Origin of the sequence: Nocardiopsis sp. NPDC058631 (genome assembly GCF_042716955.1) — a bacterium.
Lineage (GTDB): Bacteria > Actinomycetota > Actinomycetes > Streptosporangiales > Streptosporangiaceae > Nocardiopsis.
This window is the reverse complement of sequence record NZ_JBHXQY010000043.1, coordinates 36,331-51,460: the sequence shown is the minus strand read 5'-3', so window position 1 is coordinate 51,460 and position 15,130 is coordinate 36,331. Positions and strand designations below refer to the sequence as shown.

The following is a 15,130-nucleotide window of genomic DNA, read 5'->3' as shown; positions in this document are numbered from 1 at the left end:
CCCCTTCGCTGCTGGGGGGGGGCCCGCCCGGGGGGCCCGGGGGGGGCCCCGCCGGGCCGATGGGAGGGTCCGCTCACCGGACACGAAGCCGTGGGGCCGGGTTACCCGCCCCACGGCTCAGTCACGCCGCGCTCATCCGCGGCGCCATCCCTAGCAGGTGACGAGGCTCAGGCTGCTGTCGCCGCACAGCAGGAGGCTGGCGGTGCTGGTGCCCGCGACCTCGCCGTGAGCCTCGTTCTTGGCGATCTCCAGGGACTGCAGGTCGAGCAGAGTCATAGCTGATATCCTTTTTCGGTAGTTTCTTTTCTTATTCATTTCCGGACCATGGCAGTGGCCGGTTCTGGGTCCGCCGCAGCGGAGGAAGGAAGGGCAGCCGGGCGGGCTGCTCACTCTGCGCCGCGGTGAGCGCGAGGAGACAGCCGGCGGTGCCCGTGGAAAGGTCCATGGAGAGCCGCATCAGTTGCTCTCCGGGGAAGGCCAGGTGGCCCTGGTAGCGCATGGCGTACCGGGACAGGGCGTCGATCTGGCGACGCACCTCCGCGGGCCCGGCACCGGGAGCGGTCGTCCGGCTCAGGTACAGCACCATGCCCGCCAGTCCGCGGAAGAGGCCGGGCTGGGCGTAGAAACTGGACCGCGCAGCCCCGACGATCTCCGAGCGGGCCCGCTCGAACCCCTCGTCGGAACGGTGCTCCAGGTAGTCGTCGAGCACGATCCCCACACCGACGCTGCCCGCGCCGAGGTAGGGCATGGTCCGCCACCCCTCGTCCACCTGGAGCGTGCCGAAGGCGCTGGTGACGCAGCGGTCGAGGTCGGCCCGCAGCGCCCGCTCGGCCAGGTCGAGCAGCGCGGTGTCCCCGGTTCGCTCGTACAGGCGCACACAGAGCAGGGCCACGCCCGCACCGCCGTGGAGCAGACCGGCGCGGCGCCGCTCGGGCGGGGCGTCCAGGAAGCCGTGCGCGGCCAGTTCCGCGCAGCGGAGCGCGCCCGAGCGCAGCTCCGGCTCTCCTGTGTCCGCGGCCAGGGAGTCCAGGGCCAGGCCGATCCCGGCCGTCCCACCGTGCAACCCGGGGCCGAGCCCTTCCCACGACTGTGCCAGGAGCAGTTCGGCCAGCGCCAGGGAGGGTTCCCCGTGGCCGAGCCGGTGCAGGGTCCAGGACAGGCCCGAGAGTCCGTCGAAGAAACCCAGGGGGGTCCCCGACGCGGGCTCCTTGCTCTGCCGCACCAGCCATTCCTCGGCCTCGGGGCACCGGGCGGCGCCGCTCTCGGCGAGGGCGTAGAGCACCCCGGCGGCGCCGTAGCCGAAGGAGAGACCGCCGCTGACCGCCGTGAACTGCGCTATGTCGCCGGGGAAGTAGCGGTCGTCCCGCTCGGGGGTGGCCGAGGCGAGGATGGCACGGACCATCGAGTCCCGGCTGTGCGGCCAGTCCCCGGGCTCGGCCGGCGGGTAGGGATCGGGCGTACCGGTGACCACCGGGCGCGCTGCCTCGGGGGACGCGCCCGCCCCTGCTGCACCGTCCGGGTCGCGCAGGATCTCCGCCACGCCGAGCTCCAGGAACTCCCGGGCCTCGGGGAAGACACGCGCGGCCTCCTCCGCCAGGTGCCGGACCTTGCCCCGGTCCATGGCCAGCACACTGGTCAGGGGCAGGAAGAGGGCGATGCGCAGGCACGCCAGCGCGTACAGGTCCACATCGAAGCCCCGGCGCCCGCGCGGGGCGACGAACCCCGGGTTGGCGACCGTCTGACGGCTACCCTCCTCGACGTCCCGGGCGACCTCGAAGTCGAGCAGCACCACCGAGGACTCGTCCTCGGACACCATGATGTTGAACAGGTGCAGGTCGTTGAAGACGATGCCGCGCGCGTGCACCGCCTCGACGGCCTCCTCCACCAAGCCGTGCACACGCATCGCCCACCGGCCGTACTCCCTCAGCTTCTCCGGCGCGGGGTCGGCCTCGACCAGGGGGTGGCGGTGGGCGAAGTAGGAGTTCAACGCCTTGCCCTGGATGTACTCCATCACCAGGAAGTGGTGGTCGCCGAGGGTGAAGGCGTCCTTGACCTCGGGGGTGCAGCCCAGGCCGGAGAGGCGTTCCAGGGCGGTGCGCTCCTGTTCCAGGCGGCGCACCGCGTCGGCGCCGTCGGCGGCCAGGCCGGCGTGCGGCCGGGCCTCCTTGAGCACCACGGGCTCACCGGTGCGCCGGTCCCGCCCGGCGTAGACACCGCCGCCGTTGGAGAAGTGCAGGGCGCGCTCGATGTCGTAGGGCAGATCGGTGACGTCGACGGAGCTGCGCGCCTCCAGGTGCGGACGGAGGAATTCGGGGACGGTCACCCACTCCGGTGTGTGGAAGGCCGGCCCGCGCTGGTCGGGCACGAGCACGCCGTCCGCGTTCTCCAGCGCGGGCACCGGCTCGCCGCGCTCGTCGTAGCAGTGCTTCCTGGTGAAGCTCCCGTAGCGCAGGTGGACCGGGCCAGCGTTCCAGCGCACGTCACTGAGGACGTACGGGCCGGGTTCACCGCCCACGAGTGCGTCCAGTCCGGCGGCGACCGAGGCGCACTCGTCGTCGTCGGCAGGGTAGACGGTGATGAACTTCCCGCTGCCCCCGCGATCCGCGTACTTGGCGTTCCGGTTGTGCAGCAGGTACCGGGTGGGGACGAATTTGAAGGAGACGCCCCGTGCCACGCAGTAGTCCCAGACCCGGGCCAGAATCGATTCCGCGTTGTCCAGGCAGGCGGAGACGTGGATCTTCCACCCCTGGTCCGGTAGGCGGTGTTCGACGGGGCGCAGGGCCAGCCAGTCGCCGGCGCGGTGGCTCTGCCACCCCTCGGGCACCGGCCGCCCGGTCCCCTCGAAGACCCGGTCGCGTTCGCCGACCGTCCCGGAGGCACCGGAGCCCGACCACAGACGGTGGGGCGTGTCGTAGAAGTAGCGGTCGGCGTCGCAGAACACACCGTACCCCTTGATCATACGAACTCCCTCATAGTCTTCTTGGTCAGCGGCATTCCAGATAGTGACATAGGGGATATCTCCGTGTCCATACTTTGCGCCTGGTTTCTCCGGTCGCTCATTACTCGCGGCGGGTTTCCGGGAGATGAGTGGGTTCCCTTCTCGGTTCCCTCCGCGTTCATTCACCGCCCCTGCCAGCGGATTCGGTGGGAGTGCGTCCTCCGACGACGGGTGTGCGACTCTCTCCGCGGTCTCGTGGGCCGAAGGGTCTTCTCATTGTGGGTATGTCGAATAATGGCAGGTTGGAGCGTTGTTAAGCCCTGGCGCACTGTTTGTCGATAACCGGCGCTTTGTCGAAAATCTGTGGTTTTGAGAATTTTTGAGGTGTCTGTAACGGCTGTGAACAGGGAGGTCAGGGTGGGTCGAGGGTCTGAGGGGTCGCGGGCAGTAGATTCTTGGCCGGGCAGTGAGGTGAACTGCGCGAACTCGGAAAACACCGTGTTCCTGCCGATGGGGGTGCCGCGGGGGATGCGGGGTGCGGCGGGATGTGCGCGCTCGGAAGACCAGTGGGATGAGGAATGGGGCTTCCGGGGAGGCGGTCAGTTCTGCTATGGGTGCGGCTGTTCGCTTCCCCTTGATGAATTCGGGGTGAACCGTCCGTACCGAGTCCGGCTTCCCGTGTTCCGAACTCGTTGTGAATGCCGCTGTGGGGCGAGTGCGTAAACTTCTCATCCGTTGCCGAAGCGCGCAGGGAGGACGTTTTTCACCCACGAAATGATTGCTCCTGAGGCCTTCAGGGAAGGGAAGGTCGTCCGGTGCCTTGTCACGTCGAATCCCGGGGGCCGGACCTCGGGCCCGGGCCCCGCTCGGGGGTGCCGGCAGCCGTGGCTCCGTGCGCGTCCGGGGCGGGGTGGACGTGCGGGGCGCAACCGCCCCCACCGGTCCCGCCGGGACGATGGACCCCGAACAGCGACAGCGTCCTCGTGAACGCAAACCCCTACCCCGAAGGGGTTCCGGTACTACAATCGAGAAATGGAAACACTCTCCCCCCGTGTTCCTGTTCCTCTTCCACCCCTTCGGACCATCGTTGTCCGACCCCTCCTCACGATTTCCCTGGCCCTGTCCCTGGGCGCCTCCTGTGCCTCTCCCACCGCCGATGACGCCGACTCCGCGGTTCCCCCGCGCTCGGTCACCGACCTGGATGCCGAGGAGCGCGCACGCCTTGCCGACACACTCGCTTCGCGTTCCCTCGAACTCGCGGCCGAGGACCCCCGGCTGTCCACCGCTCTGGCCCTTGAGGCCGCGGGCCTGGAGCGCACCGGCACCTCGGCGGCAGCGATGGAAAGGCTCGCAGAGCCGCACCTGATCATGGAGCTCGACAGCGACGGCGAACGGTTGACCTCCCTGGTCTTCTCCTACGAGGGGCGCTTCCTCGCCGGGGGAACCGCTCGGGGAAGGGTGTTCCTCTGGGACGTCTACACCGGTGACACCGTGTTCGACGAGCAGGCCCCCGGGCCCGTCGCAGAGCTGGCCCTGGACCTCGCGTCAAGGCTCGTCGCGGTGCGCTCCGGTGAGGAGGTCCTCGTGTGGGACGTCGACTCCGGTGCGGAGGAGACGCGGATCGACGTCGACTCGGGGAGCGGAATGGCTTTCGTCAGCAGTCTGCGGGGCTCGCTCATCGACGCCGAGTACCTGGCCCTGGGGTCCGGGACGGGAAACGTCCTCCTGTGGAACAGAGATGGTTGGGGGCTCGATGGCGAGATCCCCGCTGCGCGGGAGCGGGTCTCACTCGCGATGTCCTCCCACGCCACGGTCCTGGCGACCCTGACCGATGAGGGGGAGATCGGCTTGTGGGAAGTCTCCACCCGCGAGCTGCTCGGTACGGCGGACCTGCGCGAGAGCGGTGTGAGCGGTCAGGGGTTCCGGTTCGCCCCCTCCGCGGTCGGTCCGGACACCATCGCCGTGACCAGTGACGAGGGGGTCTTCGCCGTGTCCTCCGAGGCGGTGCGGTCCGGGGACGGACCCGTGACCATGCCCCAGTCCTGCTCCGGTGTCTTCTGCGACAAGCCCTCGACCCGGCCCAGCGCGCACCAGCGCCTGGACACCGTGCCGGGCCCGGCCGCCCAGGGGAACGTCCGCTTCCTCATCTCCGCGGGCCGGGGCCGGGGCTTCGACGAACTGACACTGTGGGAGACGCCTCCCGGGACTCTCACGGACTACCAGCCCGTGGAGACCATGCCCATGGCACGGGCGGTGGAGTTGCTCGCCGCCTCTCGAACCGCGACGGATCTGCACGTTGTGGCAACGGTCGTGTCCGGGTCGGGCCCCCTGCTGTGGGACATGGACCGCGACCCCCACCCTCCCTACGCCGACGCCGAGTCGCTCTCCCTCTACCTGAGCAAGCGCTGCCTGGGCGCCCCTGTCCTGCTGAGTCCCGAGGAGTGGGACCACGAGTTCCCCGACCTGGCCTACGAGCCCGTGTGCGTCAGGATCCAGGACGAGGAGGGCGCCGACCACCACGAAGACCCGGCGGTTCCCGGTTCGCCCGATCCGATCGACGACTGAGCCCTCTCGGCGGCCATCAGCCATCCCAGAACGGGAGTTGCACATGGGCAGGAAGAACAGGCGCAACAGATCCAGGGGAGGCGGCGGGCCGCGACAGCCGCGAAGCACCTCCCCGCACCGGCGAAGGGGGTTCCTCCGGACGCCGAGCGCGGCACTCCTGGGTTGGGTGACCCTGCTGGCCGTACCCACCGCCCTCATCGCGGTCGTCCTCTTCGTCAGGGACGTGGGCGACTGGGTCAACCGGGGCACTTTCGAGGTGGTCGAGCTGTCAGCGGACGGTTCACAGGCGATCACCGGGAACCTGTCCGGGGGAGAGGGGCCGGACCAGGAGGTGGACGTCCACGCCACCGTGCTCACCGTGACCCTCATGAACAACTCCGAGGACCTGAAGGTGTTCGACCGGATCACCGTCAGGACCGAGGACTTCGTTCCGGTGACCGAGTGCGTCGACGGTGTGGGAGGGCCCATCTCCGTCACGGCCTCCTACGAGATCGACCTTCCCGCGCAGGGGGAGGAGTCGCACAGTGACATCTCCTACGCACTGGAGCCCAAGAAGGCCGAGGCGCTCCAACTCCCCGTGGGCAGCGGCGAGGCGGACAGCGGAGTGGCCCTGATCCGGATCACCCTCCACGAGAGCGGGGGCGACACCGAGGAGGTCGGGAGCATCGCCGTGCTCACCAGCCCCGGCGTAGGGGAGCTCTACCCCCGCCCCCTGCACAGGCTGCCTGTCGCGGGCATGCCCTCTCCGCGGTGCGTCCACGACACCCGCGACGCCCTTGCGGAACTGGTCGAGGACGCACCCGTCGTGGCCGACAGCGTCCGGACACTGACGGAGGACGTCGGGGTGACCTCGCAGGAGCTGGGCGGCTGAGCCAGGGGCGGACGCTCGTCGGGCTCCGCGTCCGGTTCCACTCCCTGAGGAGGGCCTCGTGGACCGTCGGGGACACCCGGCCGGGTTCCGCCGCGAGGTGTGGGACCCGGCCGAGGCCGGACGCGGCACCGAGCGTCGTCAGGCGCTCAACCGGCGCAGGTGCGACAGCGTGGCCTCGGTCATGGGGTGCTCCACGTCGAGCTCGTCCAGGTAGGCCGTCGCCGCCTCCATCTCGTGCACACGCCGGCCGGCATGCAGGCGGGTGCCCTCCACCAGCCGGTCCACCAGGTCCCGGCCGTTCTCGCCGAACTCGGCGGCGATCTGGTCGCGGAGCTCCTCCGCGGCTCCGGCGGCGCTCGCGGCGTCGAGGGATTCGATGATGAGCGCGGCCAGTCCCTTCATGAAAACGCTGCGCAGAAGCTTTCTGGCCGCGGCGTCACCGGCGTTGCCGGAGACCGCGCGAACGGGCGTGCCCAAGGCCGAGAGCTTCGCGGTGAAGGCCTCGGCGCCGCTTCCGGCCGCGACCAGCGGTGTGCGGCTGCCCGCCCGCGGGACGGGGGCCATGACCGCGACATCGGCGAAGGGCACACCGGCGTCGGCGGCCAGCGCCCCGAGCTCGCTCTTCTCGGCAGGGGAGAGGGTGTTCAGGTCCGCGTAGACGGCCGAGGCCGGCAGCAGGGGGAGAACCCTTGCGGCGACCTCGTGCGCGGAGGCGGGGCCGACGAGACTGATGACGATCTCCGTGCCGGCGAGCGCGTCGTCCAGCGCGGAGTGCTGCACGATGGGCGTGTCCGGCAACGAGACGAAGGGGTCGTGGCCCCGGACCCGGGCGCCGTTCCGCGCCAGCCCTTCGCCGATGAGCCGGCCGGCCTCTCCCAGGCCGATCACTGTGATGACGGTCATCTCGTCCTCCGGTAACGAAGCCATCTTGGTGTGAACAACATTGTTTACAATAATGCATACCAAGATGAGCGAAAGGAAGACCATGACCCAGGAGGCAGTGGGCCAGGGGACGCGACCGAGCGTCAGTGATGCCGAGCGTGTGACGTCACAGCTTCGCCAGGCCATCGTCGCCGGTGACTTCGCGCCCCGGCAGCGGCTTGTGGAAACGGATCTCATCGAGATGTTCGACGCCAGCCGGGGTGCGGTGCGCGCGGCCCTGGCGACGCTCACGGTGGAGGGCCTGGTCGAAAGGGTCCGCAACCGCGGCGCCCGGGTGCGCGCCGTGGATCTGGACGAGGCCCTGGAGATCGTGGAGGTGCGCGCGGCCCTGGAGTCGCTCTGCGCGGCCCGCGCCGCCGAGCGTATCGACGACGCCGGTGTGGAGAGGCTGCGCGCCATCGGTGAGGTGATGCGGGAAGCGGTGGACGCGGGTGAGGGCGAGGCCTACGCGCAGGCCAACCGCGACCTGCACCAGGCGGTGATGGACATCAGCGGTGCCAAGGTGGCGCCCGACGTCGTCATGCGCCTGCGTGCTCAGAACGTCAGGTACCGCATCCGGTTGGCCATGCAGCCGCATCGCCCTGCCACGTCGCTGCCCGAGCACCTGGAGATCGTGGAGGCGGTCTGCGCGAGGGAGCCCGAGCGTGCCGCCAACGCCATGCGGACACATCTGAACAGCGTCTACCAGGCCACGCGGGACTACTTCGCCGAGCGGGGGTGAGCGCCTCTCGCTTGCGTCCTGTCGGCGCCCGAGTCGGGGGCACGGGCTCCTGACCAGATGTTACGTGGGTATTGACTGTCGTCACCAAGATCGTTAACAATGTCGCTTACCAGTTTGTTGGCAAAGGGGCGGCATGTTGCATCATCAAGTACCCAGCGCACACGCACGCGAGCTCGTTCGGGGGGCCTACGACATCCACGTCCACATCGCCCCCGATGTGATGAAGCGCAGGGTGAGTGACCTCGAACTCGCCCCGCGCTTCCAACAGCACGGCATGGCGGGCTTCGTGCTCAAATCCCACTACACGCCCACGGCCGAACGCGCCGAAGTCGTCCGCAGCGTCCACCCGGGCGTCGACGTACTCGGCGCCATCACACTCAACGCCTCCGTGGGCGGGCTCAACCCCGTCGCGGTCGAGATCGCCGCACGCGGCGGAGCCCGGGTCGTCTGGCTGCCGACCGTGGACAGCGACAACCAGCGCAGCTGCCTCGCGGAAACCCCCGAGGGCGCCACACCGCCCATGTGGGCCCGCATCCAGCAGGACCTGCGGGACGCGGGGATCGTCAGCCCCGCCGTCGACGTGCTCGACGAGGACGGGGAGGTCACGGCCGCGACTCGCCAGGTCCTCGACGTCATCGCCAAGCACGACATGACCCTGGCCACCGGGCACCTGCACGGAGACGAGTCCGCGAAGGTCGTCGCACTCGCCCGCGAACGCGGTGTCCGACGCATCGTCGTCACCCACCCCGAGTTCACCTCCCAGCGCATTCCCGCCGAGAACCAGAGGACACTCGCCGAGTACGGCGCCTATCTGGAGCGCTGCCTGACCACCCCGCTGACCGGCAAGGTGTCCTGGGAGACGTGGCTGGCCAACATCCGGTCGGCGGGCCCGGAGAACTCCGTCATCAGCTCCGACCTGGGGCAGCCCTTCAACCCGCCGGTGGAGGACGGCCTCGCGCTGGCCGCCGACGTCCTCCTCGACAACGGCTTCACCGAGCAGGAGGTGCGCCTGATGGTGGTGCACAACTCACGCTGGCTCGCCGGGGCGGACCCGCTCCCCGACGCACCGCAGGCCCACCACGAGGCACAGGCGGTCACCTCATGAGCGTCGTCCTGGAGGTCGAGCACCTCACCAAGGAGTTCCAGCGCGACGACGTCGCCACGGTGGCGCTGCGCGACTTCAACCTCAGCATCGAGGAAGGCACCTTCGTCACCATCCTGGGCCGGTCCGGCTGCGGCAAGTCCACGATGCTGAACCTGCTCTCCGGCCTCTCCAAGCCGACCTCGGGACGGGTGCTGCACCGGGGCAGCCCGCACAACGGTCCCACCCCCGACATCGGCTACCTCACCCAGACCGACACGCTCATGCCCTGGCGGAGCGTGCAGCGCAACGTCGAGATGCCCATGGAGATCGCCGGGACCGACAAGGCCGAGCGCGAGGAGAAGGCACGCGAACTCATCGCCACGGTCGGCCTGGCCGAGTTCGCCGACAGCTACCCGCGCGAGCTCTCCGGCGGCATGCGGCGCCGCGCCAGCCTGGCCCGCATGCTGGCCAACGGGGCCGGGACCATTCTGATGGACGAGCCCTTCGGCGCCCTGGACGCCCAGCTGCGCGCCGAACTCCAGCGCGAACTGGCACGCCTGTGGAGAGCGACCGGGCACACCATCGTGTTCGTCACCCACGACATCGAGGAAGCCCTGATGCTCGGCGACCGCGTCGTCGTCCTGGGCCCCCTGGGCACCATCCTGCTCGACCAGCAGGTCGACCTCGACCGACCGCGCGAACCCGACGAGACCAAGGTGCGGCCGCGGTTCGTCGAACTGCACGCCACCTTGGCCTCCGCGCTGAAGAAAGGAGCGCGGTCATGACCACCGGATCGTTTCCCGACACCCACGCGCAGAGCGGCCTGAGCACGAGCGGCCCCGTCAAGGAGGCCCGCCGCCGCAACTGGTGGCACCGCAACCGCCGCACCACCATCGTGTGGGGACTGCGGTTGGGCGTGGTGCTGGTCCTCCTCCTGCTCTGGCAGATCGCCGGCAACGCGGCGGCCAACCCCATGTTCGTCTCCAACCCGGTCAGCGTGTGGGAGCAGCTGAGCGACTGGATCGTGGACGGCACCCTGGGCACGCACACCTGGATCACCATCCAGGAGGTGGTGCTCGGCTACGTCATCGGCGCCGCCACCGGTGCCCTCGCCGGATACGTGCTCGCCTCGATCCGCCTGGTCTACGACGTGTTCGAACCGCTGATGATGGCGCTGTACTCGATCCCGAAGGTGGCGCTCGCACCACTGTTCATCGTGTGGTTCGGCATCGGCATCGACATGAAGGTCATCCTGGCGGCCGTCAGCGTGTTCTTCCTGGTCTTCCTCAACACCGCCGCCGGCGTCCGCGACGTCGACCGCGGCCTCATCGACGCCGTCCGGCTCATGGGCGGATCGAACAAGGACATCGCGCTCAAGGTGGTGCTGCCGGCCTCCATGACCGGCCTCATCACCGGACTGAAGGTGTCCATCCCCTACGCGCTCATCGGCGCGGTCATCGGTGAACTCGTCGCCTCCAACCGCGGCCTGGGCTACCTCATCAACGACTCCGCCGCGCAGTTCAACACCGCGGGTGTGTTCGCCGCGGTCGTGGTGCTGACCGCCCTGGCGATGGTCCTCAACACCCTCGTCGGTGTTCTGGCCTCCCGGGCCAACCGCTGGAAGCCACTAGAGGCCGACTAGAGGCCGACCAGAGGGCGTTTCGCGGACCGGGCACCCCGGCGCCCCGAGCGGACATCGTGCGGTTCATCCCCCAAGGCCGTGGGCTCTCCACGGCCACCCACCCAACCGAAAGCCACGCCATGAAACTCAGCACGCACATCAGGACGGCGGCCGCGATCGCGGCGGCCACGGGCCTTCTCACCGCCACGGGCTGCGCCGGTGACGCGTCCGAATCCGACCCGGGCGTCCTCAACGTGGGACAGATCAGCAACTCGGTCGCGTTCTTCCCGCTCTACGTCGCCGAGGAGGAGGGCTACTTCACCGACGAGGGCGTCGAACTCGGTGAGCGGCCCCGGCTCGGTACCGGCGCCAAGCTCGCGGCGGCCCTGACCTCCGGTTCCATCGACGTCGGCGCGGGAGTCCTCACGGACGCGTTCAACCTGGCGGAGAACAACCCTCAGACGCAGGTCACCGGCTCGCTCGTCACCGACTACTACGTGGACATCGTGGCGGCCTCGGACTTCGACGGACCGGCGCAGGACGCCTCCCTGGAGGAGAAGGTCCGCGCCCTGGAAGGCAAGAACATCGGCATCACCGGCCCGGGGTCGGGTACCGAGGCGCTTCTCGTCTACCTGTTCGAGCAGGTGGGCCTGGACGCCAAGACCGACGCCACGCTGGTGAACCTGGGCGCCGTCCCCTCGTCGGCCATCGGCGCCCTGTCCGAGGGGCAGGTGGACGCCCTCGCCTTCTTCCAGCCGACCGGTCAGATGGCCGAGGCGGAAGGGGTCGGCGACATCTACGTCTCGCCCCAACGCGGTGACATCCCCGACCTGTCCGGCTCCCTGCACGGTGCGCTGTTCAGCACCTCCGGTGTGATCGAGGAGAAGGGCGAGGAGATCGAGGCCTTCAACCGGGCCGTCGACCGGGCACTGGAGTTCATCCAGAGCGACCCGGAGGCCAGCGCGGAGCTGCTCTCGACCTACCTCGAAGGCACCGACCCCGAGGCGGTGGAGGCCCTCAACGAGATCCTCCCGCAGGAGTTCGCCTCCTCGACCCAGGTGTCGCAGGACGCCTTCGACACCGCGGTGGACTTCCACCTGGAATCCCAGCTGATCGACGAGGCGCCCGACTACGGCTCCCTCGTCTGGTCCGAGGTCCAGGAGTAGCACCACGCAGGACGGGCCCTACACCTGGCGGCGCGAGGCCCGCACCCGCCACCACCGACCCTTCGCGGACCACGCCGGGCTTCGCGGACGACCGCACGAGGACGAGGATGACACGTTCACAGACACCGCAGGCCGAGGAGCCACGTGCGGACGGCCACGCGCAGACGGCTCCCGCGGCGACCACCCCGGCCACATCGGACCAGGTCCAGGTCGCGCAAGGGGAGCACCCGCCGCGCCCGGGGACGCGGGTCCGCGGACACCAGCTCGCGATCCCCTCCGTCCTGATGCGCGGCGGGACCTCCCGCGGACCGTTCTTCACCCGCGCGGACCTTCCCGCCGACGACGAGACCCTCGCCCGGGTGCTCCGGTCCGCGCTCGGCTCCCCCCACCCGCTGCAGATCGACGGTCTGGGCGGCGGGCACCCGCTCACCTCCAAGGCCGGCATCGTCGGCCCGAGCACGCGACCAGGCGCCGAGCTCGACTTCCGCTTCGCCCAACTGCAACCCCACGACGACTCCGTGGACATGGACGCCAACTGCGGCAACCTGCTGGCCGCAGTCGTACCCTTCGCCATCGAGACCGCGATGATCGTGCCCGCCGAGGACACCACCACTGTGCGGGTGCGCACCCTCAACACGGGAGCGGTCGCACAGATCTCGGTACGCACACCCGGCGAGGGCGGTGTACGGAGCGTCGACTACGCCGGGAGCACCCGCATCGACGGCGCACCCGGCACCTCCTCGCCGGTGACGATCGGTTTCCTCGACACGGCCGGATCCATCGCCGGTTCCCTGCTGCCGACGGGGAACCCCCGCGACACGGTCGAGGTCCCCGGCGCGGGGCCGGTCGAGGTCACCTGTATCGACAACGGCCAGCCCCTCGTCGTCGTCGCCGCCTCCGCGCTCGGCGCCACCGGGAGGGAGAGCCCCGCCGAACTCGCCGCCGACCCCGCGCTGTGCGACCGGGTCGAGGCGCTGCGGCTGGCCACCGGCACCCTCATGGGGCTCGGCGACGTCTCGAACCGCAACTACCCGAAGATGACGCTGGTCTCGCCTCCGCAGCACGGGGGCACCGTGACCACGCGCAGCTTCATCCCCAGAGTCGTCCACGAGTCGATCGGAGTGCTGGCCGCCGTCACCGCCGCCACCGCCTGCGTACTCCCGGGGGCGGTCGCGCACGAGCTGGCGGACCTGCCGACCACGGACGAGGCCGAAGCCACCCTCTCCATCGAGCACCCGAGCGGGACCTTCGACGTACGGCTCGGTTGGGAGCCCGGCGACCCCACCCGCATCACCAGTTCCGCGCTCGTACGCACCGCACGAGCGCTCATGGCCGGAGACCTCTACGTCCCCCTGGACGTCTGGAACCCATCAATGAAGGAAACGAACTGATGATCATCGACTGTCACGGGCACTTCACCACCGCGCCCGACGCTCTCGGCCAGTGGCGCCAGGCCCAGATCGCCGCGCTCGACGGCGGCCCCGAGCCCGGCGAGCTGCGCATCGGCGACGACGAGCTGCGCGAGGCGATCGAGAGCAACCAGCTCTCCCTCATGGACCAGCGCGGAATCGACCTGACCGTGTTCTCGCCCAGGGCCTCCTTCATGGCCCACCACATCGGTGACGAGGCCACCTCCGTCCAGTGGGCCAGGATCTGCAACGACCTCATCGCCCGCGTGACGGAACTCTTCCCGGAGCGTTTCGCCCCCGCCGCGATGCTCCCGCAGTCCCCGGGCGCAGCCCCGGCCGGCTGCCTGCCCGAACTGCGGCGCGCCGTGGAGGAACTCGGTGCGGTGGCGATCAACCTCAACCCGGACCCCTCCGGCGGGCTGTGGGACTCGCCCCCGCTCACCGACCGCTCGTGGTACCCCGTCTACGAGGCGATGTGCGAGTACGACATCCCCGCGATGGTGCACGTCTCCACCAGCGTCAACCCCGCCTTCCACACCACCGGGTCGCACTACCTCAACGCCGACACCACGGCGTTCATGCAGCTGATCCAGGGTGACCTCTTCGCCGACTTCCCCGATCTGCGGCTCGTCATCCCCCACGGAGGAGGTGCCGCCCCCTACCACTGGGGCCGCTTCCGCGGGCTGGCGATGGCGCTCGGCAAACCCGAGCTGGAAAAGCACGTGCTCGACAACGTCTTCTTCGATACCTGCGTGTACCACCAGCCGGGCATCGACCTGCTGCTCGACGTCGTCCCGCACGAGAACATCCTCTTCGCCTCGGAGATGATCGGCGCCGTCCGCGACATCGACCCGCGTACGGGGCACCACTTCGACGACACGGCCCGCTACCTCCTCCGCGCGGACCTGTCCGAGACCGCACGCGAGGCCGTCCTGGAGGGCAACGCCCGCCGGGTGTACCCGCGGCTCGACGCCCGGTTGAGGAGACAGGGCCGATGAGGGCCGGTCCGAACCCGTCCACCCACGCACGAGGAGAGTCATGACCGAGCTCGGAGTCGTCCACCGTTCCATCGAGCGCACCGCCCCGGAGACCGTCGAGGAGCTGTCCGGCTTCGGCGTGGCCACCGTGCACGAGGCGCAGGGGCGCACAGGCCTGCTGCGGCCCTACATCCGGCCGGTCTACCCGCAGGCCAGGCTGTGCGGGACCGCGGTCACCGTGTTGCTCCAACCCGGCGACAACTGGATGTTCCACGTGGTCGCCGAACAGATCCGCCCCGGTGACGTCGTCGTGGCCGGGTGCACGACGGAGTCCGAGGACGGATTCTTCGGAGAGCTGCTGGCGACCTCGTTCCGGGCCAGGGGCGCCGTGGGCCTGATCATCGACGGCGGCTGCCGGGACGCCGCCGAGCTGGCCGAGATGGACTTCCCCGTGTTCAGCCGTGCGATCAACGCCAAGGGAACCGTGAAGGCGACGCTGGGCTCGGTCAACGTGCCCGTCACCGTGGCCAACGCCCTGGTTCACCCGGGTGATGTCGTCGTCGCCGACGCCGACGGCGTCGTCGTGGTGCCCCGCACCTCCGCCCCGGACGTGGCCGAGGCCGCACGGCGCCGCGAGGAGAACGAGGTGTCCAAGCGCGCACGGTTCCAGAGCGGCGAACTGGGCCTGGACATCTACGGCATGCGCGAGAAGCTGACGGCGGCCGGCCTGCGCTACCTCGACTGACCTGCCGGCGCGTCCGCTCCGGTGGGGAGGGGACGCGCCGGATCAGCCGGTGCGCGAGGGCCGGGGGCCCGATCTCCGCCGAGGCATGACA

At 69.8% G+C, this 15,130-nt stretch carries 13 protein-coding genes; 10 read left to right on the top strand and 3 right to left on the bottom strand.

The window, feature by feature from the left end:
• Nucleotides 1–150: 150 nt before the first annotated feature.
• Both ACFWTE_RS16095 and lanKC read right to left on the bottom strand, forming a co-directional pair.
• Nucleotides 151–276, bottom strand: a complete 126-nt coding sequence (locus ACFWTE_RS16095; protein ID WP_378780201.1) for a SapB/AmfS family lanthipeptide — start codon at nucleotides 274–276, stop codon at nucleotides 151–153.
• Between the two features lie 31 nt (nucleotides 277–307).
• Nucleotides 308–2,959 (bottom strand): class III lanthionine synthetase LanKC, encoded by a 2,652-nt coding sequence (lanKC, locus tag ACFWTE_RS16090; RefSeq protein ID WP_378780199.1) that lies wholly within the window; start codon nucleotides 2,957–2,959, stop codon nucleotides 308–310.
• A gap of 1,011 nt (nucleotides 2,960–3,970) precedes the next feature.
• On the opposite strand from lanKC, the gene ACFWTE_RS16085 reads away from it, so the two are divergent.
• Together ACFWTE_RS16085 and ACFWTE_RS16080 are read left to right on the top strand one after the other, a co-directional pair.
• The gene (locus ACFWTE_RS16085) at nucleotides 3,971–5,503 is read left to right on the top strand and encodes a WD40 repeat domain-containing protein (RefSeq protein ID WP_378780198.1); all 1,533 of its coding nucleotides are present in this window, start codon (nucleotides 3,971–3,973) and stop codon (nucleotides 5,501–5,503) included.
• Nucleotides 5,504–5,669: 166 nt separating this feature from the next.
• Nucleotides 5,670–6,374, top strand: a complete 705-nt coding sequence (locus ACFWTE_RS16080) for a hypothetical protein (RefSeq protein WP_378780196.1) — start codon at nucleotides 5,670–5,672, stop codon at nucleotides 6,372–6,374.
• Nucleotides 6,375–6,512: 138 nt separating this feature from the next.
• On the opposite strand, the gene ACFWTE_RS16075 is transcribed toward ACFWTE_RS16080, so the two are convergent.
• Entirely contained in the window at nucleotides 6,513–7,277 is a 765-nt protein-coding gene (locus tag ACFWTE_RS16075; RefSeq protein WP_378780194.1) for a DUF1932 domain-containing protein, read from the bottom strand.
• 82 nt (nucleotides 7,278–7,359) lie between these two features.
• Here ACFWTE_RS16075 and ACFWTE_RS16070 point away from each other — a divergent pair, with 82 nt between their 5' ends.
• From ACFWTE_RS16070 to ligK, 8 genes are all read left to right on the top strand, one after another.
• Nucleotides 7,360–8,037 (top strand): GntR family transcriptional regulator, encoded by a 678-nt coding sequence (locus ACFWTE_RS16070; RefSeq protein WP_378780193.1) that lies wholly within the window; start codon nucleotides 7,360–7,362, stop codon nucleotides 8,035–8,037.
• Between the two features lie 133 nt (nucleotides 8,038–8,170).
• Complete coding sequence (locus ACFWTE_RS16065; RefSeq protein ID WP_378780192.1) at nucleotides 8,171–9,142, top strand: DUF6282 family protein; 972 nt, start codon at nucleotides 8,171–8,173, stop codon at nucleotides 9,140–9,142.
• Nucleotides 9,139–9,906 (top strand): ABC transporter ATP-binding protein, encoded by a 768-nt coding sequence (locus tag ACFWTE_RS16060; protein WP_378780191.1) that lies wholly within the window; start codon nucleotides 9,139–9,141, stop codon nucleotides 9,904–9,906. The genes ACFWTE_RS16065 and ACFWTE_RS16060 overlap by 4 nt, the downstream gene beginning before the upstream one ends.
• Entirely contained in the window at nucleotides 9,903–10,763 is an 861-nt protein-coding gene (locus ACFWTE_RS16055; protein WP_378780190.1) for an ABC transporter permease, read from the top strand. The genes ACFWTE_RS16060 and ACFWTE_RS16055 overlap by 4 nt, the downstream gene beginning before the upstream one ends.
• A gap of 119 nt (nucleotides 10,764–10,882) precedes the next feature.
• Nucleotides 10,883–11,908 (top strand): ABC transporter substrate-binding protein, encoded by a 1,026-nt coding sequence (locus ACFWTE_RS16050; protein ID WP_378780189.1) that lies wholly within the window; start codon nucleotides 10,883–10,885, stop codon nucleotides 11,906–11,908.
• A gap of 107 nt (nucleotides 11,909–12,015) precedes the next feature.
• Nucleotides 12,016–13,299, top strand: a complete 1,284-nt coding sequence (locus tag ACFWTE_RS16045; RefSeq protein WP_378780188.1) for a 4-oxalomesaconate tautomerase — start codon at nucleotides 12,016–12,018, stop codon at nucleotides 13,297–13,299.
• Nucleotides 13,299–14,315, top strand: a complete 1,017-nt coding sequence (locus tag ACFWTE_RS16040; protein ID WP_378780187.1) for an amidohydrolase family protein — start codon at nucleotides 13,299–13,301, stop codon at nucleotides 14,313–14,315. Before ACFWTE_RS16045 ends, ACFWTE_RS16040 begins: the two co-directional genes overlap by 1 nt.
• A gap of 40 nt (nucleotides 14,316–14,355) precedes the next feature.
• Nucleotides 14,356–15,039 carry a 4-carboxy-4-hydroxy-2-oxoadipate aldolase/oxaloacetate decarboxylase gene (gene ligK, locus ACFWTE_RS16035; RefSeq protein ID WP_378780186.1) on the top strand — a complete coding sequence of 228 codons (684 nt, stop codon included), beginning with the start codon at nucleotides 14,356–14,358 and terminating at the stop codon, nucleotides 15,037–15,039.
• Nucleotides 15,040–15,130 lie beyond the last annotated feature (91 nt).